The sequence below is a fragment of the Streptomyces sp. NPDC037288 genome (assembly GCF_055603265.1).
On the sequence record NZ_JBVJVY010000018.1, the window covers coordinates 1 to 24,604 of the forward strand.

The following is a 24,604-nucleotide window of genomic DNA, read 5'->3' on the forward strand; positions in this document are numbered from 1 at the left end:
CGCTTCCGTCCGACGATCTTCTTGGCGGCGTCGGTTCCCTGGCTGGTCAGGGGCACGTTGGTGGAGGTTTTCACGCTCTGGGTGTCGATGACGGACCCTGTGGGTTCGGGCTTGCGTCCTTCCTTCACGCGGGCGAGCCCGGTCAGGTGGTAGTTGAGCTGGGCGAGGATCCCCTCATCGCGCCAGGAGGCGTAGTAGGCGTACACGGTGCCGTGGTTCGGGAAGTCGTGTGGGAGGTATTTCCAGGGGATTCCCGTGCGGTTGATGTAGAGGAGTGCGTTGAATACGTCGCGCAGGTCGACCTTGGCCGGCTGCCCGGTGGGTCTGCGGTCGAGCCGGGCTTTTCTCCAGGCCGTCAGCGTCGGCTCGATCAGGGCCCATCGGGCGTCGGACAGGTCGCTGGGGTACGGTTTTCGCTGGCTCACGTCCCAGAGGGATCATGGGTGTGGTGGAAGATCGGGTTCCGCTGATTATCGGGCGGTTCTGTGCTATCTCTACGTCAGACGCACTTCGCGGATCGAAGCCGAGCGAAACGGGCGGGCGGGTCCAGAAGTCTGGAAGTGATGAGTCGCATCGATACGTCGAAAGGCCTCAAACTGGCACAGCGACAGAACTCTCATACCGGCATGAGGCATACCTGAACGCCCACTAAGAGGCTGTTAAGAACGCCGTTTGGCAGGCTGGTCCCATGAACGACGCAGCTCAGCACGTGTCCCCCGCCGGTGCCGCGCGCGTGCTGGTGGTGGATGACGACCCCGAGGTACGCGCCGCCCTGGAGGACGGGCTGACCCTGGAGGGCTTCACCGTCCGTGGTGCGGCGGACGGACACGCGGCTCTGACGGCCGTGGCGGGCTGGGAGCCGGACGCGCTGGTGCTCGACGTGATGATGCCGGTGGTGGACGGACTCGCGGTGTGCCGGCAGTTGCGGGCGCTGGGCGACCGTACGCCGATCCTGGTGCTGACCGCGCTCGACGCGGTCAGCGACCGGGTGGACGGCCTGGACGCGGGGGCGGACGACTACCTGGTCAAGCCGTTCGCGCTGGACGAACTGGCTGCCCGGCTGCGCGCCCTGCTGCGCCGCGTCGGCCCCACCGGGCCGGCCCCGTCCGCGCACCTGCGCTTCGCCGATCTGGTCGTGGACCCGCGGACCCGCACGGGACAGCGGGCCGGGCGGCGGCTGGAGTTCACCCGCACCGAGTGGAGCCTGCTGGATCTGCTGCTGCGCCACCCCGGGCAGGTACTGGAGCGGGAGACGCTCATGCGCTGGGTGTGGGGCCGGGATCTCGGCCCCGACTCCAATTCGCTGGCCGTCTACATCGGGTATCTGCGCCGGAAACTGGAGGCCGACGGCGCCTCGCGGCTCGTGCACACCGTGCATGGCATCGGCTACCGGCTGGACGAACGGTGACGCGGCCCCGCCCGTCCCGCCGGCCGCACCGGCACCGTCGCCCTCCGCTGCGCCGCCGGCTCGCCGTGACCGCCTCGGCCGCGGTGGCGGGCGTGGCGCTGGCGGTGTGCGCGGGAGCGTACGCCGTCACCGTCTACACCCTGCACCGGCAGTTCGACCTGCGGCTGACGCAGGCGGCCACGCTGGCCGTCCAGCAGCACCAGCAGGAGGGCCCCGGGGTGCAGGCAGGCGAGTGCCGGTACCTGGCCGCGCCGGCCTGCGCCCAACTGGTGCCCGAGTCCTCCGCGCACGACCCGGGCCGGCCCTATCTGCTGCCCGTCACCCCCGCGGTGCGCGAGGTCGCCGGCCGCCGGCGGGCGCCGTACTACAGCACGGCGTCGGTGGACGGTCAACCGGTGCGGGTGCTGACCACTCCGGCCCGCCGAGGGCTGGCCATGCAGGTGGCGCTGCGCTCCGACGGGGTACGGCACGCCGAGCGGCAGGCCGCCGGACTGCTCGCCGCGATCGGCGGGGCGGGCGTGCCGGTCGCGGCCCTGCTGGGCTACTGGGTGTCCCGCTCGGGTCTGGCTCCGGTCTCCCGGCTGACGTCGACCGCGGAGCGGATCACGGCCACGCGGGACGCGGGACTCCGTATCGAGCTGCCGCCCGGGCAGCGGGGCAGCGAGGATGAGATCACCCGGCTCGCCGTCACCTTCAACACCATGCTCGACGCCCTGGAGGAGTCGCTCGCCGCGCAACGGCGCCTGGTCGCCGACGCCTCGCACGAACTGCGCACGCCGCTGACCGCGTTGCGCGCCAACGCCGAGATCCTGCTGCGCGCCGAGCGGCTGACCCCGCGCCAGCGGGAGCGGGCGACCGGCGCCCTCACCCGGCAGTTGCGGGAGGTGACCACGCTGGTCAACGACCTGATCGACCTGGCCCGCGACGAAGAGCCGCACCAGGCGCTGGAGTCGGTGCGGCCGGCCGCCCTGCTGGAGCACGCGGTGGCGGCCGCCCGCGAGCACTGGCCGCACGTCCCCTTCGTCCTCGACACCGGCACCTCGACGGCGTCCGCCCTGACGGCCGCGGTGCCGAGCCGGCTGACCCGGCTGTTCTCCAACCTGCTCGACAACGCCGCGAAGTTCTCGCCGCCCGGCGGCCGGGTCGAGGTGGCGGCGCACCGGTCGGCGGGCGGCGACAGGCTGCAGATCACCGTCCGCGACCACGGTCCCGGCATCGACTCGGCCGACCTTCCTCATGTGTTCGACCGTTTCTACCGGGCCCGCGCCGCTCGTGCCCTTCCGGGCTCGGGCCTCGGCCTGGCCATGGCCCGTCAGATCGCCCACACCCACCACGCCGAACTCACCGCCCACCAGGCCCCGGGAGGCGGGGCCCTGTTCCGGCTGAGTCTGCCCGTGGACACGCGCTCGCCCCGCTGAACCGCCGGTTCAGCCGAAACGTCCGGGCCGCGGGGTCATGGCAGCCCCAGATCCGCTCCTGGCCGTGCCTGCGGCCCTGCTTCAAGGCGTTGGCTGTGGCCAGCATGTGACGTTGCGTCAGGCATACGGCTGGTTCTGTACCGCGTGTCCTTGACAGCAGGGGCCAGAGGGGCCACTTTGCGGGACAACGTTGTCGAAGGGACATGGTCGATGGTGCCGTTCCGCCTTCTGTCCGTGCTCGCCGCCGGCGCCCTGACCGTGGGTGCCGCCTACGCCCCCGCCCAAGCCGATCCCGTCCCGCCCGCGCCGGTCTCCGACCCGGCGTCGCTGGTGAATCCCTTCATCGGGACCACGCACGCCGCCGACGACTTCCCGGGGGCCGACACCCCGTTCGGGATGGTCCAGTGGAGCCCCGACACCAGCCCGCACCGCCCGGACGGCGGCGGCTACGAGTACGGCGACTCCGCCATCACCGGATTCGGTCTGACGCACATAGCGGGGCCGGGCTGCCGGGCCGCCGGTGACATCCCGGTGCTGCCGACCATCGGCACGGTGGACACGGGCGCCACGGTCGGCTTCTCGCACGACGACGAGTCCGCCACGCCCGGCTCGTACACGGTGTCCCTGGACAACGGCGTCACGACGGAACTGACCGCCACCGCCCGCAGCGGCATGGCCCGGTTCACCTTCCCGTCCACCACCCGGGCGAACCTCCTGTTCAAGCTGACGGGCAGCGAGAACGGCGACACCGCCGCGCAGTTCGACGTGGTGAACGACACAGAGGTGCGGGGGAAGGTCACCAGCGGCAACTTCTGCGGCGAGGGCAACTCCTACACCGTCTACTACGACATGGTCTTCGACCAGCCGTTCCGCCACAGCGGCACCGCGCTGGCCGCCGCCACGCCCACCACCCCCCGGACCGACGCCTCCCCCAGCGCCCCCGAGGCGCCCAACAAGCCGGTGCTGCACGGCGCCGTGCCCCGTCCCCCGCACCCCTTCGCTCCCGAGGCGAGCGGCTCCGACGGTTACGTCACGTTCGACACCACCGCGCACCGGGCCGTTCAGGCCAAGGTCGGCATCTCCTATGTGTCGGCCGCCGGCGCGGCGGGCAACCGCCAGGCGGAGAACCCGGGTTGGGACCTGGCCAAGGTCCGCGGCGCGGCGCACGACGCCTGGAAGTCCCTCCTCGGCCGGGTCCGGATCGCCGGCGGGACGCCCGCCCAGCAGACCGTCTTCTACACGGCGCTGTACCACGCGCTGCTGCATCCGAACGTGATCAGTGACACCAACCGCCGCTATCCCGGCTTCGACGGCAGGACCCACACCGTCGACCAGGGCCATGGCGCCGCGTATGCCAACTACTCGGGCTGGGACGTCTACCGTTCGCAGGCCCAGCTCGAGGCGCTCGTCGCGCCCCGGGTCGCCTCCGACACCGCCCAGTCGATGGTCGACGACTACCGCCAGACCGGCCTGTTCCCCAAGTGGTCGGAGAACAACGGCGAGACCCACGTCATGGTGGGTGACCCGGCGGACGAGATCATCGCCGACTACTACGCCTTCGGGGCCCGTGCCTTCGACACCGCCACCGCCCTCAAGGGACTGATCGCGGAGGCCACCGTCCCCAACGACAACCGGCCCGGCCTCACCTACCTGGAGCAACTGGGCTGGCTGCCCAGCAACGGCAAGTACGGCTGCTGCAACTTCTACGGCGCGGCCGCCACCACCCTGGAGTACAACTCGGCGGACTTCGCCGTCTCGGCCCTCGCCGGTGCCCTCGGCCACACCGCCGACCAGCAGCGGTTCGCGGACCGGGCGCAGGACTGGCAGAACCTGTTCCGCCACGGCAGCGGCTTCATCCAGCCGCGCGACGCGTCGGGCACGTGGACGGCGGGTTTCTCGCCGACCTCGGGCAGGAACTTCGTCGAGGGCGACTCCTGGCAGTACACGCCGATGGTGCCGTTCAACCTGCACGGGCTGGCGACAGCCATGGGTGGTGACGCGGCCATGGCCACGTACCTGGACACGGACCTGTCCTCGCTGACCGGCGCCGGCGGATACACCGATCTGGGCAACGAGCCCAGCCTGAACATCCCCTGGGAGTACGACTACATCGGCCGCCCGTACCAGACGCAGAAGGTCGTCCGGCAGATCCAGGACCAGATCTGGACCGCCGGCCCGGCCGGACTCGCGGGCAACGACGACCTCGGCGAGATGAGCTCGTGGTACGTGTGGTCCGCCCTCGGCATGTACCCCGAGACCCCCGGCACCGCCGACCTGGCCCTGGGCAGCCCGCTCTTCCCCCAGGCGGTGATCACCCTCCCGTCCGGACACACGCTCACGATCAAGGGCAACGGTGCGGCGGACGACGCCCCGTACGTCCAGTCCGCCACCTGGAACGGCACGGACTGGAACGCGGCGCACGCACCCGACGGCGCCCTGACCGGCGGCGGCACCCTCAGCTACGTACTCGGCACCGCGCCCGACACGTCCTGGGCGTCGGACGCCTCCGCCGCCCCGCGCTCCTACCCGGGCGCGCCGGGCTACACCGACGTCGGAACGTCCAACGACACCGCCGCGGCCTCGGCCAACTTCGACGGGGCGGGCTACAGCTACTCCGCGCACGCCCTGGCGGGCGCGGGCATCACCCCCGGCTCGAAGGTCACGGTCAACGGGATCACGTTCACCTGGCCCGACGTGGCGGCCGGCGCACCGGACAACTACGAGGCGAACGGGCAGACGGTACGGGCACCGGGCTCGGGCAGCATCTCCTTCCTGGGTGCCGCCAACAACGGTCCGGCCTCCGGGACGGCGACCGTCACCTACACGGACGGCACGACCCAGTCGGTCACCGTCGGCCTCTCCGACTGGACGCTGAGCGGGGGCGCCGCCTCACCGCTCGCCGACAACACCGTCGCGGTGACCCTGCCGTACCGCAACCACGCGGGCACCGCGTCCGACAGCACCAAGACGTATGTGTTCGCCACGGCGCCCGTGGCGCTGAGTCCGGGCAAGACGGTCAGCGGTGTGCGCCTGCCATCCGACGTCGCCGCCGGGGGGCTGCACGTCTTCGCGATCGGTTTCGGCGACGGCTGACCCCGTGCGGGGGGCCGGTGCCGGAACATGCCGTTGAGTGGAGCAATCCCGGGGTACGGACGCACCGCGCACCAGGCTGGTCGGGTGACGCACGAACGGACCGGCCGGGAGCCGGAGGACGGCTCGATGCCCCGGCCCCGGCTGCCGGCGCCTCCGGCGTGGCTGCGCTGGCTTCCGCTCCTGTACGTCGCGGTCGTGCTGCTGCTGGAGCCCGCCACGCCGGTGGACTGGCCGGTGAGCTTCGTGCTGATCGCCGTGCCCCTGGTGACCGCGTTCGCGCACGGCCCCGTAATGGTCGGCGCCGCCGCGGCGTTCGCCGTGGCCCTCGAAGGCGTGCTGGCCGGCACCCCGTGCTGCGCGGGCCGGTCCGTCGGCTATCTCTGGGACCGTCACTACGTCGCGTCCTACATCTGTACGGCCCTGGTGGGCGCCCTCGGCACGATCCTGGCCGCCCACCGGATCCGGCGCGAACGCACCCTCGCCGACGTACGGTTCGTGGCCGAGATGGCGCAGCACGTCCTGCTGCGTCCCGTGCCGCATCGGATCGGCCACCTGCGTCTGGAGAGCCTCTACCTCTCCGCGGCGGCGGAGGCCCGCATCGGCGGCGACCTGTACGAGGCCGTCCCCACCCGGTTCGGCGTCCGCCTGGTCATCGGCGACGTCCGTGGCAAGGGACTGCTCGCGGTCGAGACCGCCGCCGCTCTGCTGGGGGCGTTCCGCGAGGCAGCGTACGACGAGCCGGAGCTGCCCGCTCTGGCCGGCCGGGTGGACACGAGCATGAGCCGCAGGGCGACGCAGCTCGGCGGTACGGAGACGAGCGAACGGTTCGTCACCGCGGTCTTCGCCGAGATCCCCGCCGACGGCGGGCTCGTCCGCATCGTCAACTGCGGCCACCCGCCTCCCGTCTCGCTCAGCGCCGGCGAGGTGCGCGAACTGGAGAGCGAGCGGCCGGCCCCGCCCCTGAACCTCGGCATGCTCGTCGAGGACCCGTTCCGCCTCGAGGTGTACCCCTTCCGGCCCGGCGAGCAGCTGCTGCTGTACACGGACGGCGTCACGGAGACACGGGACGCGTCCGGCACCTTCTATCCGCTGCTGCAGCGTCTGCGCTGCTGGGGCTCCCTCCCGCCGAAGGAGCTGCTGGCACGGCTCCACGACGACCTGCTGGCCTACAGCCACAACGGCCTGCGGGACGACACCGCGGCCCTCGCGGTCTGCCTGCTTCCCGAGGAGCCGCCGGCCAGGTCACCGGCCGCGTGAGCACGGCCGGTGTCGGCAGGGCCGTGTGAGGCCCTTCGTGTCAGAAGGCGGTGTGGGCGAACCAGTTGTCCAGGACCGCCGTCTGTCCCGAGACGTCGAAGGCGGGGTCCTGGTACGACCGCCGGCCGTAGAGCAGGAGCAGCACATCCGCCGCCCGCCCGCGCACCGCCGCCGTGACCGGCCCGGCCTCTCCTGCCGCGTGGTCCGCACGGGGCAGCGGGCCGAAGCCGTCCGGGTCCAGCCGCACCCGCCACTCCCCACCGGGTGCCTCGCCGAGGTCCGTGCACCGGAACGCGAGGGTCTCGCCCTGGCCGCGCAGCTTCGTCACGCCGGGAGCGAAGAGACCCGCGTAGGGCAGGTTGACGAGGAACTCGTCCACGCCGTCCGCGGCGAGTACGGGGTCGAGGTCGGAGTCCAGGCCGACGGCGAGCTCCGCGTCCACCCGGTGCAGCAGTGTCTCGAAGAGCATCCGCCGGGCCCAGAACCGCGCGTGCCGGTCCTCGCCCCAGACCCACATCGGCGCCTCGGGATCCGTGTCCCGCAGGACGGCCGCCACTCCGGGCACCCCCGCGGCCACCCAGTCGGGATACTCCCGCGGGTTCTCCGGCAGCCCCAGCTCGACGTCGCGGCTGCGGGGAGGCTCCTGCACCAGCCGCGTCAGCAGGGTGCTGAACCAGCGCTGCAACGAACCCACGTGCCGGGTGAGGTCGGCCAGGGTCCAGTCGGGGCAGGAGGGCACGGCGGCTGCCGGGTCGGCGCCCCTGACCACCTCGGCGAAGCGCAGGGTCTCGCGGGCGATGGCCTCACGGTAGGTGTCGTACGGCAGAGGGTGCTCCGCCTTGTTGGTCGCTGCCATCGGCTGCCGCCGTCCTGTTCTGTCCTCGGCGTTGGATCCGGTCGCCGACAGTCTGGGTGCTGGAGTGCACTCTAAGGCAAGTCCGGGTTCAGGGGATGTCCTGTTCGGCCCAGATGACCTTCCCGTCCCCGGTGTACCGGGCGCCCCAGCGCTGGGTGAGCTGGGCCACCAGGAAGAGCCCGCGACCGCCTTCGTCCGTGATCCGGGCGTGCCGGAGCCGGGGGGCCGTACTGCTGCCGTCGGCGACCTCGCAGGTGAGGCGGGTGTCCCTGAGGAGCCGTAGCCGGATGGGCGGGGTGGCGTAGCGGATGGCGTTGGTGACGAGTTCACTCACCACCAGCTCCGTCGTGACGGCCAGTTCGCCGAGGCCCCAGTCCTCGACCTGGCGGGTGGCCTGGGCGCGCAGGACGCCGACGGCGGCCGGGTCGGCGGGTACGTCCCAGGAGGCGACCCGGTCGGCGCCGAGGGCGTGGGTGCGGGTCAGGAGCAGGGCGATGTCGTCGGGCTGCGGCACGGGAACGAGCTCCCGCATGGTGGACGCGCACAGGGCGTCGAGGTCCTCCCCGGTGTACGCGAGTACCTCGCCGAGCTGGGACATGCCGCGCTCCACGTCGCGGTCGCAGCCCTCGATCAGACCGTTGGTGTACAGGCCGAAGAGGCTGTTCTCGGGCAGTTCGATCTCGGTGGCCTCGAAGGCCATGCCGCCCAGTCCGAGCGGGGGTCCGGCGGGGATCTCGGCGAAGCAGGCGGGTCCGCCGGGTGCCACCACGACGGGCGGCGGGTGTCCGGCCCGGGCCATCGCGCACCGCCTGGTGACCGGGTCGTAGACGGCGTAGACACAGGTCGCGCCGATGAAGGTGCTCCGGGCGGCCGTGCCGGCGGCGGTCTCCTCGTCGCTCAGCCGGAGCACGAGGTCGTCGAGATGGGCGAGCAGTTCGTCGGGAGGCATCTCCATGGCGGCGAGGGTCTGCACCGCCGTGCGCAGCCGGCCCATGCTCGCCGCCGCGGTGATGCCGTGCCCCACCACGTCGCCGATGACGAGGGCCACCCGGGCACCGGACAGCGGGATCACGTCGAACCAGTCGCCGCCGACACCGTCCGAGGGGTCCGCGGGCAGATAGCAGGAGGCCACCTCCAGCGCGGTGCCGCCCGTCAGGGCGGGTGGCAGCAGGCTGCGCTGCAGGGTGAGCGCCGCCGTGTGCTCCCGGGTGTAGCGGCGGGCGTTGTCGACGCACACCGCCGCGCGGGCCACCAGCTCGCGGGCCAGCAGGACGTCGTCGGTCCCGAAGGAGACGGGGTTGAGCGACCGGGCGAACGTGGTGAGACCGAGGACGGTGTTCCGCGCCCGCATCGGCACGGCGATCAGCGAGTGCAGGCCGAACTCGCGGATGCGTTCCGCGCGCTCGGGCTCCCGGGTGAGCCACAGTTCGTCGGACGGGTCGAGGACCGGGATGAGCAGCGGCTCGCCCTCGGTGAGCAGGCTCCCGTCGTGGGGCGGCGGGAGGAAGTGGACCCGGTCACCGACCCGTGCGACGGCCTCGGGGCAGCCCTCGCGCACCGACCGCAGTGCGGCGCGGCGCATCACGGGCCGGGCGGGCGCGGGTCCCGCGTCGGTCAGCCATGCGCCGTGGCCCTCGGTGCTGAGCACGGGTTCCAGCAGGTCGACGATGACGAAGTCAGCGAAGCGCGGGACGGCGAAGTCGGCGAGTTCCTGGGCGGTCCGCAGCACGTCGAGTGTGGTGCCGATGCTGGTGCCGGCTTCGTTCACCATGGTCAGCAGCTGGCGGGCGTTCCACCGCTCGGTGACGTCCTGGACCATGTAGCAGACTCCGGTGATGGTGTCGTCGGCGTCCACCAGGGGGAAGAACGAGGTCGAGTAGGCGTGCCGGCGGTGCGGGTCGGCCCAGCTCCAGCCCGTGTACTCGTAGTCGGTCACCGGCAGGCCCGTCGCGAGGACCTTGCGCATGAGGCTCTCCAGGGCCTCCGCCTGCAGCCCGGGCAGCAGCTCGCTCAGCCGCCGCCCGAGCCGCTCCTCCCGGGGGACCCCGCCGAACCGCTCCAGGGTGTCGTTCAGCCAGACGTACCGCAGTTCGGTGTCCATGACGGCCATGCCGACCGGTGAACGGGTCAGGAACCCGTCCAGGACCGACAGGCCCATGGTCCACCGCTGCCGCTCTTCACGGGCCGACACCAGGAAGCACTGGGTGTCGCCCAGAGGGAAGGACGCCGAGACCCGCAGCTGGAGGTCGAGAGGCCGGCCGTCACGGTGCCGTACGGCGGTCTGCCCGCTCCAGCCGTTTCCGGCGCGGCACCGCTCCACGACGCCGGCGAGCCGTACGGGGTCCTCGGGCGCGGCCAGCAGCCGCGCGGCGCAGACGCCCAGGACGTCCGGGGCCGCGTAGCCGAGGAGTGCTTCGGCGCTGCGGGTCCAGCCCACCACCACGCCGTACTCCGAGATCACCGCGGTCGCGTCGGTCGACGCGTCGAAGAACTCACCCGGTTCCCCGGGTGTGGCCGCGGAGAAGCCCTTCCGTGCACGTTCCATCAGTGACACCCATACACCACTATGAGCCCGTTTGCGGGGTGATGCGCAGGGGCCGGACAGCCCACGTCCCGCTGTGCGGTTGGGCCCGGCCGAGGCCGGAGGGACCATGGGAGTACCGGTCGTCAGCGCCTGCGCGTGCCCGGCCGGTGGAGGTGAAGCAGGCATGGCACTGGAATCCTTCGAAGCCGGCCACGACGAGCAGCGCCCCGGGCTGCCCCGGCCGACCGGGCTGCTGGACGTGCTGAGCGTGGCCGCGGTGGCCCTGGACGCCCGCGGCCGTATCGTCTTCTGGACCCCGCAGGCCGAGGACCTGTTCGGTTACTCGTCGGAGGAGGCCCTCGGCAAGCACGCGGCGCGTCTGCTCATCCACCCGGAACACCTGCAGGCCGTGGTGAGTCTGTTCACGGAGGTGCTGGAGACCGGCCGGGGCTGGGCCGGCACCTTTCCCGTCCGGCACAAGGACGGCGGCAGCCGGCTGACGGAGTTCCGGACCATGCGGCTGCTGGACGACCTCGGGGACGTCTACGCCCTGGGTATCGCGGCCGACCACACCCTGCTCCAGCGCGTCGAGACGGACCTGGCGCTGTGCGAGCAGCTGATCAACCAGTCCCCGATCGGTCTGGCCCTCCTCGACCCCGATCTCAAGTACCTCCTGGTCAATCCGGCGCTGGAGCGGATCGACGGGATCCCCGCCGAGGACCACATCGGCCGCCATCTGCGCGAGACCCTGCCCTTCCCGGACGTCGACACCGTCGAGTCCGCGCTGCGCCAGGTCCTCACCACCGGTACGCCCTTGCTGGACCAGTACCACGTCGGCCGTCCCTCGGCCGATCCCGGCCACGAGCACGCCTGGTCGCTGTCCTTCTACCGGCTGGAGGATCCCGGCGGGCGGGTGCTGGGCGCCGCCGCCTCGGTCGTCGACGTCACCGAGCGGCACCGCGCGGCGGCCGAGGCCGACCGGGCACGGCGGCGCCTCGCGCTCATCGCGGACGCCTCCGCGCGGGTCGGCACCGCGCTGGACGTGGAACAGACGGCCCATGAACTGGCCGAGATCGCCGCGCCGGCCCTGGCCGACGTCGTCGCCGTGGACGTCCTCGACTCCGCCCTGTCCTGCCGTCGTATGCGCAGACGGGACAACGGCCCGGAGATCTTCCGGGCCCTCGCCCTGAAAGCGGCGCATCCCACGGTCGCGCTGCACGCCGCCGATCCTCCGGGCGACCTCGCCGCCTACGAGGGTGACCGGCTGGTGACCCTGTGCGTCCACACCGGACGGCCGGTCATGGTCCGCCACGTCGGGCCGCGGGATCTGCCCCGCATCGCCCGGGACTCCGCGGCCGGTGCCCTGCTGGCGCGGGCCGGTGTCCACTCGTATCTGGCCGTGCCGCTGATCGCCCACGGCGAGGTGCTCGGCGCCCTCGACCTCAAGCGGACCCGCAATCCGGCGCCGTTCGACGAGGACGACGTCGTCCTGGCCGTCGAACTCGCCGGCCGGGCCGCCGTCGCGATCGACAACGCACGCTGGTTCCAGAGCGTCCGCAACACCGCCCTCACCCTGCAGCGCAGTCTGCTGCCCGAGCACTCGGCGCACCACACCGGCCTGGAACTCGCCTCCCGCTACCAGCCGGCGCAGGCCACCAGCGAGGTCGGCGGCGACTGGTACGACGTCATCCCGCTGGCCGGCGACAAGACCGCCCTGGTGGTGGGGGACGTCATGGGCAACGGCATCGACGCGGCCGCCACCATGGGCCGGCTGCGCACCGCCACCTGCGCCTACGCCGATCTCGACCTGGACCCCGGCGCGGTCCTGCAGCACCTGGACAAGATCACCTGCGACCTGGAGCACTACATCGTCACGTGCCTGTACGCGGCGTACGACCCCGGGACCGGGCGGTGCAGCGTCGCCAACGCCGGACACATGCCGCCCGCGCTCGCGCGGCCCGGCGCCGCGCCGAGGCTCCTGGACCTGCCGGCCGGGGCACCGCTCGGCGTCGGCGGCGTGCGGTTCGAGACGACCGCCGTCGCGCTGTGCCCCGGCGATGTGCTGGTCCTCTACACCGACGGGCTCGTGGAGACCCGTCAGCACCCCATCGACGACCGGCTCAACGCCCTGCTGGAGCTCCTCGACGAGCCGCGCAGGCCGCTGGAGGAGACCTGCGACATCCTGCTGCACGGGCTGCGTCACCCCGACGACCACGACGACGTGGCCCTGCTCGTCGCCAGGGCCCTGTAGACGCAGCGCCGACGCCGACGGCGGGTATGCCGCGCAATCGCCTCCGCAAGCCGAGCGGGCAGCCGCCGGGCCCGGCGTCCTACTGTGCCGCCGGTTGCGCCGAACCGGCCGGGAGCGACCGGCCGGCGGGCCCGTCGACGAGCAGGAGAAGGGCGTCGACCAGGTCGTCGGCGGGGCTGCCCGTGGCCAGACGCCGCAGCTGCAGGCCCATCACGAGGGCGACCGTCGTGGCGGCGAGGCGTTCCGCGTCCGGGACGCCGAGCGCGGTGAGGATCCGGGCGGCGAGCAGGTCGTAGGCCCGGAACGCCTCGGCCGCCGCCTCCCGCAGGCGCTCGTCACGTCCGGCGTGCAGATACAGCTCGAACGGGGCGAGATGGGCGCTGTCCAGGGCCGAGCCGCAGGCGACCTGGCCGGCCAGGGACGCCGCGTCCTCGACGGCCAGGCCCTCCGTCTGGCACTGCTCCGCCAGTGCGGTGAAGTGCCGCGCCTCCTCGCGCACGAAGTGCAGCAGGCTCTCCCGCAGCAGGTCGTGCTGGGTCTCGAAGTGGTAGGTGACCGAACCGAGGGACACCCCCGCCTCCTTGGCGATCCGCCGGTTCGTGACCGCCGCGACTCCGTCCTCGCCGATGATCTGCAGGACGGCGGTGATGATGCGCTGGCGCGTCGGCGCGGAGGGGGCGGCATGCGGCATGACGCGCATTCTCCCATCTCCTGTGGACATGGCGGCGCGGGCTCCCTATTGTTCGTTCGAACGAACAGGTCTGGAGGGTAGCCGTGCACATTGCCGGGTCAACCGTTCTGCTCACCGGCGTCACCGGCGGCATCGGGGGCGCGCTCGCCGCCGAGTTGTCCGCCCGCGGCGCCCGCCTCGTCCTCACCGGCCGGCGGCCCGAGGCACTCGAACCGCTCGCCGAGCGCTACGGCGCCCGCACGGTCCCGGCCGATCTGGCCGACCCGGACGATGTGCGGCGGCTGGCGGAGGAGGCCGCCGGTACGGACATCCTGGTCGCCAACGCGGCCCTGCCCTCCAGCGGCGACGTCCTCGACTACACCCCGGAGCAGATCGACCGGGCCCTCGCCGTGAACCTGCGCGCCCCCGCGGTACTCGCCCGGCTGCTCGCGCCCGGCATGGTGGCGGCCGGACGCGGTCACATCTGCTTCGTCGGGTCGCTGTCCGGCATGGCGGCCACCAAGTCCTCGTCCCTGTACAACGCGACGAAGTTCGGGCTGCGCGGCTTCTCACTGGCCTTCCGTCAGGATCTGCACGGCACGGGCGTCGGCGTCTCGATCGTCCAGCCGGGCTTCGTACGCGATCTGGGCATGTTCGCGAAGACGGGCTCGGCCACGCCCGGCGGCGTCCGCACCGTCTCCCCGGAGCGGGTCTGCAAAGGGGTGACACGGGCGATCGAACGCGATGTCGCCGAGATCAACGTGGCACCCGTCGAGCTGCGGTTCCTCACCAAGGTCGCGTCGCAGTTCCCCGGGTTCGCGGAGCGGGTGCAGCGGCTGGCGGGGGCGGAGCCGACGATGAAAGCGATCGTGGCGGCGCAGCGATCGAGCCGCTGAGGATCGGCGCCGGCTCGCGGGGCCGCCCGGACCGAGGGCCGGGGCCAGCCGCATCCCGCCACCGAACCGAGGTGGATGTCACCGCCCCGGTCGGCCCGTCGGCGCTCATGCTCATGCTCATGCGGGCGCGGATCTCCATGTCGTCTGTGTACCTTGCCCGTTGGCCCGGGAGAGCCGGTTGTCATGTCCGCCCGCGCCGTGGCAAGATCCCTCCCAAGCGCATCCCACCACTCTTCACGAAGGACTGAAGTCCATGGTTCCGGCGTCCCCCAGCGGCCGCCGTCGATACTGAGCCGTCTGCCCCGAGGCAGCGTTCTCCGGTATCCCCCGCACCCCCTCACGGCGGTCCGACGACGCGGTGTCCCGCACACCGCCCACCTCCTCGCGGAGGTCGTTCCCGTATGCCCGGCCACGCCCGGCCCGCAACGCCCGTGGCCGCCTTCACCGTGAGGTCTCTTCACCATGCGCACCGATGTCCAGCGCTTTGCCGTCGCCCATCTCCTGCGCCGCCCGGCGGCGTGCGAAGTCGGCGGTTTCGTAGGGGGATTCGATCCCTCGACGACCAGCCCCTACATCAACTACGCCACCCCCTTCCCCGGCGCCGAGCCCACCGACCGGGACGTCGCCGACCTGATCGCCGCGTTCCGTGAGCGCGGACTGCGACCCCGCCTGGAGTTCGCCCCGGACGCCGCGCCCGCCGTCGAACCCGCGCTGCTCCGGGCCGGCTTCGGCACGGAGGCGGTGCACGAGTACCTGGTCTGCACGCCGGCCACGCTGGCCGTGCCCCGCTCCGGACACGGCTCGGCGAGCCCGGTCCACGTGGCGGCCCCGGCCACGGAGGCCGACTACACCGGGCTCGACATCGCGCTCTCCGAGGCCTTCGGCGGCGAGTGGGAGCCCTCCCCGGAAGGCGCGGCACGGTTGCGGCGCACCGCGGAGGGCGGCGGAGCCGTCCGGTTCGTCCGCACGCCCGACGGGGGCTGCGCCGGCGGCGCCCTGTGCTCGGCGCCGGCCGAGGGCACCGCCGAACTGGCCGGCGTGGGCACCCTTCCCGCGTACCGGGGCCGTGGCATCGCCGCCGCGGTCACCTCGAACCTGGCCGAGACCATGTTCGGCCGCGGAGCGAGGTCGGTGTGGCTGGAGTACTCCGGCGAGGGTTCCCGCCGCGTGTACGAGAGGGTCGGCTTCCGGCCCGGCGGCACGCGACTGTACGTCTCGCTCGAAGGGTGACGTCCCGGCCGTCGGGGACGGGGCCCGTCCCCGACGGCGCACCCTGTCACCCCTCCCCGGGCAGCGGGTGGTCCTTGACGAAACGGCGGATCTCCTCCGTGAGGGCGGCCGGATTGTCCAGCTGGACCAGGGTGCGGGCATCGGGGATCTCCACATGGCGGGCGTTCGGCAGCAGCCCGGCCAGGCGGCGGCCCGTGGCGGGCGGCATCATGCGGTCCTCGGCGCCCCAGGCGACCAGCGCCGGCCGGGTGAATCCCGGCAGGTTCCGGGCCGCTTCCAGGTAGCAGTCCTTCCGGGTCGTACGGCAGAACTTGCCGAAGTCGCGGCGGATATGACGGTTCGTCAGCAGCGGTCCGTACCAGCGGGCGATGAGTTCCTTCGGCAGCGGCTTCTTCGCCATACCGCCGAGCGAGGTCTGCATCCGGGCCAGGGCGGGGAAGCGGAAGGACTGCAGGAGGAGGAAGAGACCGCCGGGCACCTTCCCGGCCGCGTACAGGATCCGGCCCTGGATGCCGGGCGGGTAGTTGTCGAGGGCCTCGCAGGAGGTCAGGACGAGCCGGGCGATGCGCTCGTCCCGTACGCCGACCAGGAGTTGGGCCGTTCCGGTGTCGTTCTGGACGAGGGTGACGTCCCGCAGGTCCAGGCGGTCCATGAACTCGGCGAGCAGGCGGGCGATGCCGTGCGCGGACAGGTCCGCGTCCGGTCGCATCGGGCGCCGGTGGCTGCCGAGCGGCAGCACGGGGACCAGGACGCGGAAGTCGGGGCGCAGGGCGGACACGACGTCGGCCCAGACCGACTCGTCGAAGCCGAGGCCGTGGGCGAGGACCACGGCGGGGCCGTCGCCTCCGGTGTCCTGGTAGTCGATGGTGCCCGCGCTCAGCTCGATCTCCGGCATACCCGCGCCTCCGCCCGTCGGCCGCCGTGACGACCGATCCCGTCTCTTGATAGATCGTTCTAGTGACAGAATAGACGCCGACCGCCTTTTGGCAACGGCGTGCCCCGGAGGTGCCACCGCATGAACGACGGCAAGGCGATCAGCACCCACGAGACCCGGCAGCGGATCCTGAACGCCGGCACCGAGCTGTTCCGGCGCTCGGGCTACACCGGCACGGGAATGAAACAGATCGCCGAGGCCGCCGGTGCGCCCTTCGGCTCGATCTACCACTTCTTCCCCGGGGGGAAGGCCCAGCTGGGCGAGGAGGTGATCCGCACCTCGGGGGCCGTCTACCTGGGGCTCATCGCCACGCTGATGACGCCGTACGAGGACCGGGCCGCAGCCACCGCCGACGCCTTCGCCGCCGCGGCCGGTACGCTCGCCGAACTGGACTTCGCCGACCCGTGCCCCATCGCGACGGTCGCGATGGAGGTCGCGAGCACCAACGAGGCGCTGCGGCAGGCAACTTCGGAGGTGTTCGACAGCTGGATCGAGCACCTGGCCGCGTACTACGCCCAGGGCGGGATTCCCGGGGCCGCCGCCCGGGAGACGGCAAGCTCGGTCGTCGCCCTGCTGGAAGGCGCCTTCATGCTGGGCCGGGCCGCGCGCAGCACCGAACCGGTGCGGGCCGCGGGCACGGCGGCCGCGGCGATCGTACGGGCGGCGCTGGCCGGGGAGTGAACCGGCCGTGGGCGTCAGGACGCCCGGCCCGCTCGGTAGAGGTCGCGGAGCAGGGCTATCTCGGCTCCGTGGTGCAGCACTTCCTGATTGACCCACCACACGATGTCGAGGAAGGGTTCCTCCGCGTCGCCGCCGTACGGGTAGGTGCAGTACCCGGCCGTGTCCAGCGCCGCGTCGTCGGCGCCCAGCAGTGCCCGACGCCAGGCGGCGGCGCCGGTCTCGAAGGCAGCGATCGCGCCGGCGGCGTCCCCGGGGACGGGATGGTCCTCCCGGGTCGCCGAGCGGCTGCCGGCGGTGTGGTCGGCGCGCAGGGCCAGCATCTCGGAGAGGTGGCTCAGCCGCCATGCGAGGGTCGTGACGGGCGGTGGCCAGGGGTGCGGGTACGGCGCGGCGTCCCGGCCCCAGGGGCCGGCGCCGGCCAGGAAGGCCGCCCGCCGTCCCGGCCCGTCCACGCGTCGTAGACGTGGTTGCCCTCGCCCACCTCGGGCATGCCGTGCGCGTACGGTGCTGTCTCGGGCCAGAGGGACATCCGGGCACCCTGGCGCCTCGGGCGGCGCCTCCGGCCGCTGCTGCCGGAGACCCCGCTCACAGCTGACGTCGTACGCCGGCCTCCCGTTCCGCCTGCTCCAGCTGGTGGCCGAGGTCGCCCTGCAGGGACGTACGGGCGCGGCCCCGGCGGCCCAGCGGAAGGATCGTGCGCTGGGCGGTGTCCTCCAGCAGGAGGGCGAAGCCGCCGTACAGGGCGAAGGCCGCGAGGGCCACCCCGGTCCAGCCGGCGGCGGTCCGCAGCACGGTCGCTCCGCCGGCCTCGTAGATGCCGGTCAGCACGAACCGGCAGGCCCCGGTCAGCAGCAGCACGGAGAACAGAGGCTTGCCGGGGACCGCGGCGGCGCTGAGGAGGAGCATGAGCGGGGCGACGCTCAGCAGGAACACGGCCAGCGCGGGGCTGGGCTGTCCCGGCGGCCCGGACAGGGTGACCAGCGCGCTGCCCGCCCAGGCGCAGCCCAGCACGGACAGGCCGCAGGCGGCGCCGCCGTCACGGGCGAGGAACGCGAAGATCCCCGCGAGCAGTTCCAGGGGCACGACGAACACCAGGATCAGCAGCATCAGCGGCCGGCTCTGGGCCACGGGCACCCACGGCAACTGCACGGCGGTGAGCAGAATGCTTCCGGTGCCGAAGGCGAAGAAGCCGAGGGGCAGGCTGCTGGCCAGCGGCCTCAGCATGATCCTCGTCAGGGCCTCGGGCCGCGGCGGCCCGCCGGCTGTGTGGTACGTCCGCGCTGCTGGTGACGGCATCCGGATCATCCCGTCCCTCGGGTCCGTAGTGCTGCGGTGCTCGTACGACACGGGGTACCCCGTCGGGCGCGCTGTCCTGCGTCCCGGCCCCCTCGGGCCACAACGGAGCGTTCTGTCGCAGAAGCGCCTCGGAATTGTCCGTGATCTGTAACAGCCGGATCCTGTGCTCAACCCCGGCCGTCCTGACAGGTGCACAGCGACCAGGTGCACAACAACACAGGGACACGGCACGGAACGGGGCGGGGCATGGCGCGACATGGCGGGCGGGGATGGCACGGCCGGGTGATCGCTGCGGCGGTCGGGGTAACGGCGGTGGCGGCGGCCGCGTCGGTGTGGAGCGCACAGGCCGGACAGCCGGGCGGCGGTGCGCCGCGGGCGGGCGTCTCGTCCGGGCACGCCGCGCCCAAGCCCGCGGCCGTGTCCGCCGACATCGCCCACGCCTCGGACGGGGGCGCGCACGCGGTCAACATCACCATCGACGACGGCCCGGACCCGGTCTGGACCCCGCAGGTGCTGCAACTGCTGCGCGCGAACGGTGTGAAGGCGACCTTCTGCATGGTCGGCCCGCAGGCCCAGGCGCATCCGGAGCTGGTCCGGCAGGTGACGGCGGCCGGGCACCGGCTGTGCGACCACACGGTGTCGCACGACACGACGATGGACAAGAAGCCCGAGGCCTACCAGTCGCAGCAGATCCTGGGCGCCGATCAGCAGATCACCAAGGCGTCCGGCGGCGTACGGCCGATGTACTACCGGGCTCCGGGCGGCGCCTTCACCCCGTACAGCCGGCATCTGGCGGCCTCGCACGGGATGCGGCCGCTGGGCTGGAACGTGGATTCCAAGGACTTCGAGCGGCCGGGCACCGAGGCCATCGTCGCCACGGTCAAGCGCGAGCTGCACCTCGGGCCGACAATCCTCTTCCACGACGCGGGCGGCGACCGCTCGCAGACCGTGGCCGCGCTGCGGATCCTGCTGCCGTGGCTGAAGCAGCAGGGCTATTCCTTCGGTTTCCCGGTCCGCTGAACGGGCCGCCCCGGCAGGTGACTTCAGCCGGTGACACCCGGGCACGGGCGTGCAGCCGCCGTCCGCGGCGGTGGCCGTTGCGGGCGCGCACCGCAGCATGCCGAGGGTGACCGGCACGAGGGCCGTGGCGAGCGGGACGGTGCACCGCCTCCCCGCCACACCCGAGTCGGCTCGGACCGTGCGGGCTCATGCTGAGCGACGGCTCCCGCCGTGCACACCCGCGACCGGCCACATGACGGTGAACCCCGTGGAAATTCTCGGTCATCGGCACCCTGCGACAGCTGTTCGGATCCGGAGGGTGTCTACCATGAGCCCTCTGCGTACGTCGTCCCGGAAAGGCTCGCCATGCCGTTGCCTCGCCTCGGCACGCGGTCCGTCCGGCTCCGGACGGCCCCTGCCGTGTTCGTCGTCCTCGCCGTGGCCCTCGCGGGCACGGTGCTGGCGGTCTCGCCGGACGGAGCGCGGCACGGCCGGTCCGGCGGTGCCTCGTCCGGGCACATCGTCATCGACGTGTCGGAAAGCCGCTGCGGCCGGGGCTGGACCCGGCCCGAGCCCGGGATGCGGACCTTCGACCTGCACAACTCCTCCGACGGCGCCGCCGAGGTGTATCTGGAGGACCCGGGCAGCCAGGTGGTGTACGGCGAGGTGGAGGGCATCGGTCCCGGTACCACACGGCAGTTGACCGTCCGGCTGGGCAAGGGGACGTACGCCTTCAAGTGCGTGCCCGACGACGCCGACGCCGTCACCGGGCCCAGCGTGCACATCACCGCCGGCCAGCGCGGTCCGGGCGCCGTACCGGTCACGCAGCACGACCTGATCCCGCCCGCCCTCGCCTACCAGAAGTGGGTCGGCGGCGGCCTCGACGACGCCGTCCGGCTCACCACGGCGCTCAGGGACGCGATCGACCGGGGCGACCTGGCAGCCGCCCGGTCGGCCTGGCTGCCGGCGCATCTGGAGTACGAGCGGCTGGGGGCGGCGTACGACGCCTTCGGGGACGCGGACGCAGAGATCAACGGCACCGACGCGGGCCTGCCCGGCGGGGTGCACGACAAGGACTTCGCCGGGTTCCACCGCGTCGAGTACGGGCTGTGGCACGGTGAGCCGGCCGACGGGCTGCGCGCCCCGGCGGCGGCGCTGGTGAAGGCGCTGACCGGGCTGCGGGACAGCTGGTCGCAGGCCCGTATGGACCCCGCCCAGCTGGGCCTGCGCGCGCACGAGATCCTGGAGAACACCGTCCTCCTCGAGCTGACCGGCCGCACCGACTACGGCAGCGGCAGCAACCTCGCCACCGCCCGCGCCAACCTGGACGGCACGCGCGAGGTGCTGTCCCGGCTGCGCCCGCTGCTGACCACCCGGTACGCCGGTCTGCCGGGGCTCGACAGGGACCTGGGCCGGGCGCAGCACACCCTCGACGGCTTCCGGCACGGCGACCGCTGGGCCCCGCTCGACGGTCTGAGCCGCGCCCGGCGGGAGCAGATCAACGCCCTCCTCGGTGACCTGGTGGAGCGGCTGGCGTCGGTGGCCACCCTGTGCGACCCGCGGAGGACCGTGTGAACGACCGTCCCAGCGACCGGGTAAGCGACGCCGGACTGCCCGAAGGCCTCGGCCGGCGCCGCTTCCTGCGTGGCGCCGCCCTCGCCGGGGCGGGCCTCGCCACGAGCGCCGCCGCCCCGGACAGCACAGCCGGCACCAGCCCCGCGATCGCTCCCTTCCACGGCGTCCACCAGGCCTCGGCCCTCGCGGCCCCGCGCCGGTCCTGCGTGTTCGCCTCCCTCGACGTGACCGCCGGGAGCCGCGCGGAACTCAGCGACCTGCTGCACACGCTCACCGACCGGGCCCGCTTCCTCACCTCGGGCGGCACGCCCTCCCCCGCCGGCATCACCGGACCGCCCGCGGACTCGGGCGTCCTCGGCGACCCGCTGCCCCCCGGCCAGTTGGCCGTCACCGTCGGCGTCGGCGCCTCGCTCTTCGACGACCGGTTCGGGCTGGCCGCTCAAAGGCCCCGGCGGCTGACCGCCATGCCCGCCTTCCCCGACGACGACCTGCAGACCGACTGGTGCCACGGCGACCTCAGCCTCCAACTGCACGCCGACGAGCCGGACATCACCCTGCACGCACTGCGCGACATCGCCCGGCACACCCGGGGCGCGATGCAGATCCGCTGGCGGCTGGACGGCTTCTCCAGCCCACCCCGGCCCTCGGGCACTCCGCGGAACCTGATGGGCTTCAAGGACGGCACCGCCAACCCGGACGCGTCCAGCGCCCGCGAGATGAACCGCCTGGTGTGGGTGGGCAAGGGCACGGGCGAGCCGGACTGGGCGGTCGGCGGCAGCTACCAGGTCGTACGGCTGATCCGGATGCTGGTGGAGTTCTGGGACCGGGTCTCGCTCGGCGAACAGGAGCGGATGTTCGGGCGCGCCCGTGTCTCCGGCGCGCCGCTGGACGGCGACCACGAGCACGACACGCCGAAGTACGCCGACGATCCCAAGGGGGACGTCATCCCGCTGGACGCGCACATACGCCTCGCCAACCCGCGTACGCCCGGCACCGCCGAACAGCGCCTGCTTCGCCGCGCCTACAACTACGACCGGGGCATGGACGCCAACGGCAACCTCGACATGGGCCTGCTGTTCTCCTGCTACCAGCAGGACCTGAAGCGGCAGTTCGAAACCGTGCAGCACCGGCTGGCGGGCGAGCCGCTGACGGACTACATCAGCCCGTTCGGCGGCGGCTACTTCTTCGCGCTGCCCGGGGTACGGGACGCCTCTGACTGGTACGGGCGTGCGCTGTTGGGCTGAACCTGTCCGGACAACTCGGCCGCCGACCGGGTCAACACACAGTCAAGTTTTACCCCAACATCCCTGACTCGGTGTTCACCCACAGGTCATCATGGCTCCGCCGACGCGCCCCGCAACGGGCGCAGCATCCGTGCTCGTACCACGCACAAACGTTCAGTCCGGAGGGGAAGTCCACCATGGCCACCAGAGGAAGACGAGCCGCGCTGCGCACTCTCGGCGCGCTCGCGGGAGCCGCCGCGCTCACCGCGCTCGGCAGCAACGCGCCCGGCTGGGCGGCCGTGTCCGCAGACCAGGCCTCGACCGCGACGCCGATCAAGCACGTCGTCGTGCTCTTCGACGAGAACATCTCCTTCGACCACTACTTCGCCACGTACCCGAAGGCCGCCAACACCGACGGCACGAAGTTCCACGCGGCGAAGAACACCCCGAAGAACATCGACACCGTCGCGCACGCCGGGCTGCTGAAGCACAACCCGAACCAGTACGTGCCCAAGCGGCTGTCCCCGTCCCAGGCGATGACCTGCGACCAGAACCACTCCTACGGCGCCGAGCAGTACGCCTACAACGGCGGCAGGGCCGACCAGTTCGTGCAGAACACCGAGGTCGACAAGTGCAGCGGCGGCCTGTTCGGCGAGCCCGGCCTGGCGATGGACTACTACGACGGAAACACCGTCACCGCGCTGTGGAACTACGCCCAGCACTACTCCCTGAGCGACCGCGCCTACAGCTCGAACTACGGCCCGTCCACGCCCGGCGCCCTGAACCTGATCTCCGGCAACACGCACGGTGTCGTCTCCGTCGACCCGGCCACCGGCAAGCAGACGGCAAAGCCGGACCCGTACGCGGTCCAGTCGCCCGACGCCAAGGGTGTCGGCACGATGATCAACGACCCCGACCCGGCCTGGGACGACTGCTCCGGCAAGGGCCACACCAGCAGCGACGCGCTGGCGGCGATGCAGGGCAGGAACATCGGTGACCTGCTCAACGCCCAGAAGGTGACCTGGGGCTGGTTCCAGGGCGGCTTCCGCCCGTCGGCCGCGTGGAACGGCACGTCCGGCTCCTACGCCAAGTGCGACACCACGCACACCAACACGGGCGGCGCGGCCGTGGTCGACTACAGCCCGCACCACAACCCGTTCTCCTACTACAAGTCGACGGCGAACCCGCACCACCTGGCGCCGAAGAGCGTCTCGGAGATCGGCCACAACGGCCGGGCCAACCACAACTACGACCTGACCGACTTCTCCGCCGCCCTGAAGGCGGGCAAGCTGCCGGCCGTCAGCTTCGTCAAGGCCGGTGCGTACCAGGACGGCCACGCCGGCTACTCCGACCCGGTCGACGAACAGCACTTCCTGGTCAAGCAGATCAACGCGATCCAGAGCTCGCCGCAGTGGAAGTCCACCGCGGTCGTGGTCGCCTACGACGACTCCGACGGCTGGTACGACCACGCCTACGTCGCCCCCAGGAACGGCTCGACGGACACCTCGGCCGGCTCCAACGGCAAGGCCACCGACAGCCCGGCCTGCCAGAAGGGCCCGAAGGCGGCCGGCGGTTACGCGGACCGCTGCGGCCCCGGCACCCGCCAGCCGCTGCTGGTCATCTCGCCGTACAGCAAGGTGAACAAGGTCGACCACACCCTGACCAACCAGGCGTCCATCACCCGGTTCATCGAGGACAACTGGAGCACCGGCCGGATCGGTGACCACTCCTTCGACGCCACGGCCGGCTCGCTGGCGGGCATGTTCGACTTCCGGCACCCGAACGACAAGCAGGTGCTGCTGAACTCCGACGGCTCGGTGCGGCACGTCGGCCCGGTCCGGCACATCGCCCCGGTGGTCACGAGCATCACCCCGGGTCCGGCGATGCAGAACACGGCCGCGTCGACCGACGCCTCCGGCTTCCCGGTCCTGCCGGTCGGCCTCGGTGTGGGCGCCCTGCTGGCCGCGGGTGCGACCGGCACGTACCTGACCCTGCGCCGCAGGCAGCACGGCACCGCCTGAGCCCGTACCACCACGGATGACTGCGCCCCCGGACGATTTCCGGGGGCGCAGTCGTACCCCCTGTCCGTGGGAGCAGGACTCCTGGCGGGCCGCGGCCCCCGGCTGGGTGGCGGAGCAGCTCGCCGCACGCGGCCTGCGCGTGGGCGGGGACCTCGGAGTGCCGGTGCCGCCGGCGGGCGGCTCCGCCGGTCGGTTCTTCAGCGACGCCACCCACCACGGCCACGTGCACACCGGCTTCCGCATCTGACAGCGTCACCCGGATGGCCGCGGCC

The 24,604-nt window shown here is 72.5% G+C and carries 19 protein-coding genes and 1 pseudogene; 13 read left to right on the top strand and 7 right to left on the bottom strand.

Annotated features, from left to right (window positions below):
- On the bottom strand, positions 1–425 hold a 425-nt coding region (locus ACZ7GZ_RS20930), incomplete at its 3' end, for a transposase (protein ID WP_471026188.1).
- A gap of 263 nt (positions 426–688) precedes the next feature.
- Here ACZ7GZ_RS20930 and ACZ7GZ_RS20935 point away from each other — a divergent pair.
- The 4 genes from ACZ7GZ_RS20935 to ACZ7GZ_RS20950 all read left to right on the top strand — a co-directional run bounded on the left by ACZ7GZ_RS20935 (position 689) and on the right by ACZ7GZ_RS20950 (position 7,176).
- Positions 689–1,408 (top strand): response regulator transcription factor, encoded by a 720-nt coding sequence (locus tag ACZ7GZ_RS20935; RefSeq protein ID WP_471026190.1) that lies wholly within the window; start codon positions 689–691, stop codon positions 1,406–1,408.
- A complete protein-coding gene (locus ACZ7GZ_RS20940) occupies positions 1,405–2,826 on the top strand; it encodes a sensor histidine kinase (RefSeq protein WP_471026192.1) in 1,422 nt (473 codons plus the stop codon). The genes ACZ7GZ_RS20935 and ACZ7GZ_RS20940 overlap by 4 nt, the downstream gene beginning before the upstream one ends.
- 210 nt (positions 2,827–3,036) lie before the next feature.
- Positions 3,037–5,919, top strand: coding sequence for a lectin (locus ACZ7GZ_RS20945; RefSeq protein ID WP_471026193.1), 2,883 nt, complete (start codon positions 3,037–3,039; stop codon positions 5,917–5,919).
- A gap of 84 nt (positions 5,920–6,003) precedes the next feature.
- Positions 6,004–7,176, top strand: coding sequence for a PP2C family protein-serine/threonine phosphatase (locus ACZ7GZ_RS20950; protein ID WP_471026194.1), 1,173 nt, complete (start codon positions 6,004–6,006; stop codon positions 7,174–7,176).
- A gap of 40 nt (positions 7,177–7,216) precedes the next feature.
- Here the strand turns inward: ACZ7GZ_RS20950 and ACZ7GZ_RS20955 are convergent, their stop codons facing one another.
- Positions 7,217–8,032, bottom strand: a complete 816-nt coding sequence (locus ACZ7GZ_RS20955; RefSeq protein ID WP_471026196.1) for a maleylpyruvate isomerase family mycothiol-dependent enzyme — start codon at positions 8,030–8,032, stop codon at positions 7,217–7,219.
- An 88-nt stretch (positions 8,033–8,120) separates the two neighbouring features.
- Positions 8,121–10,577 (bottom strand): SpoIIE family protein phosphatase, encoded by a 2,457-nt coding sequence (locus tag ACZ7GZ_RS20960; protein ID WP_471026198.1) that lies wholly within the window; start codon positions 10,575–10,577, stop codon positions 8,121–8,123.
- A gap of 163 nt (positions 10,578–10,740) precedes the next feature.
- Between ACZ7GZ_RS20960 and ACZ7GZ_RS20965 the strand changes: the two genes are divergently transcribed.
- On the top strand, positions 10,741–12,807 hold the full coding sequence (locus tag ACZ7GZ_RS20965; RefSeq protein WP_471026200.1) for a SpoIIE family protein phosphatase: 2,067 nt from the start codon (positions 10,741–10,743) through the stop codon (positions 12,805–12,807).
- 79 nt (positions 12,808–12,886) lie between these two features.
- Here the strand turns inward: ACZ7GZ_RS20965 and ACZ7GZ_RS20970 are convergent, their stop codons facing one another.
- Complete coding sequence (locus tag ACZ7GZ_RS20970; RefSeq protein WP_471026202.1) at positions 12,887–13,498, bottom strand: TetR/AcrR family transcriptional regulator; 612 nt, start codon at positions 13,496–13,498, stop codon at positions 12,887–12,889.
- 83 nt (positions 13,499–13,581) lie between these two features.
- Here ACZ7GZ_RS20970 and ACZ7GZ_RS20975 point away from each other — a divergent pair, with 83 nt between their 5' ends.
- Both ACZ7GZ_RS20975 and ACZ7GZ_RS20980 read left to right on the top strand, forming a co-directional pair.
- Positions 13,582–14,373: an SDR family NAD(P)-dependent oxidoreductase gene (locus ACZ7GZ_RS20975; RefSeq protein WP_471026203.1), complete on the top strand. Its 792-nt coding sequence runs from the start codon at positions 13,582–13,584 to the stop codon at positions 14,371–14,373.
- Between the two features lie 462 nt (positions 14,374–14,835).
- Positions 14,836–15,603, top strand: coding sequence for a GNAT family N-acetyltransferase (locus ACZ7GZ_RS20980; protein ID WP_471026205.1), 768 nt, complete (start codon positions 14,836–14,838; stop codon positions 15,601–15,603).
- A gap of 46 nt (positions 15,604–15,649) precedes the next feature.
- Here ACZ7GZ_RS20980 and ACZ7GZ_RS20985 read toward each other — a convergent pair whose 3' ends face one another.
- A complete protein-coding gene (locus tag ACZ7GZ_RS20985) occupies positions 15,650–16,498 on the bottom strand; it encodes an alpha/beta fold hydrolase (protein ID WP_471026207.1) in 849 nt (282 codons plus the stop codon).
- Positions 16,499–16,618: 120 nt separating this feature from the next.
- Here ACZ7GZ_RS20985 and ACZ7GZ_RS20990 point away from each other — a divergent pair, with 120 nt between their 5' ends.
- Positions 16,619–17,218 (top strand): TetR/AcrR family transcriptional regulator, encoded by a 600-nt coding sequence (locus ACZ7GZ_RS20990; protein ID WP_471026208.1) that lies wholly within the window; start codon positions 16,619–16,621, stop codon positions 17,216–17,218.
- Between the two features lie 14 nt (positions 17,219–17,232).
- Here ACZ7GZ_RS20990 and ACZ7GZ_RS20995 read toward each other — a convergent pair.
- Together ACZ7GZ_RS20995 and ACZ7GZ_RS21000 are read right to left on the bottom strand one after the other, a co-directional pair.
- Positions 17,233–17,676, bottom strand: a pseudogene (locus ACZ7GZ_RS20995) (DinB family protein); the annotation flags it as partial.
- 127 nt (positions 17,677–17,803) lie between these two features.
- Positions 17,804–18,514 carry a GPR1/FUN34/YaaH family transporter gene (locus ACZ7GZ_RS21000; RefSeq protein ID WP_471026210.1) on the bottom strand — a complete coding sequence of 237 codons (711 nt, stop codon included), beginning with the start codon at positions 18,512–18,514 and terminating at the stop codon, positions 17,804–17,806.
- A 246-nt stretch (positions 18,515–18,760) separates the two neighbouring features.
- On the opposite strand from ACZ7GZ_RS21000, the gene ACZ7GZ_RS21005 reads away from it, so the two are divergent.
- From ACZ7GZ_RS21005 to ACZ7GZ_RS21025, 5 genes are all read left to right on the top strand, one after another.
- On the top strand, positions 18,761–19,534 hold the full coding sequence (locus tag ACZ7GZ_RS21005; RefSeq protein ID WP_471026211.1) for a polysaccharide deacetylase family protein: 774 nt from the start codon (positions 18,761–18,763) through the stop codon (positions 19,532–19,534).
- A 345-nt stretch (positions 19,535–19,879) separates the two neighbouring features.
- Positions 19,880–21,088, top strand: a complete 1,209-nt coding sequence (locus tag ACZ7GZ_RS21010) for an EfeM/EfeO family lipoprotein (protein ID WP_471026212.1) — start codon at positions 19,880–19,882, stop codon at positions 21,086–21,088.
- Entirely contained in the window at positions 21,085–22,332 is a 1,248-nt protein-coding gene (gene efeB / locus ACZ7GZ_RS21015; RefSeq protein WP_471026214.1) for an iron uptake transporter deferrochelatase/peroxidase subunit, read from the top strand. The genes ACZ7GZ_RS21010 and efeB overlap by 4 nt, the downstream gene beginning before the upstream one ends.
- A gap of 176 nt (positions 22,333–22,508) precedes the next feature.
- Positions 22,509–24,332, top strand: a complete 1,824-nt coding sequence (locus ACZ7GZ_RS21020) for a phospholipase C (RefSeq protein WP_471026215.1) — start codon at positions 22,509–22,511, stop codon at positions 24,330–24,332.
- A gap of 16 nt (positions 24,333–24,348) precedes the next feature.
- A complete protein-coding gene (locus ACZ7GZ_RS21025; RefSeq protein WP_471026218.1) occupies positions 24,349–24,579 on the top strand; it encodes a hypothetical protein in 231 nt (76 codons plus the stop codon).
- The last annotated feature ends 25 nt before the right edge of the window (positions 24,580–24,604 follow it).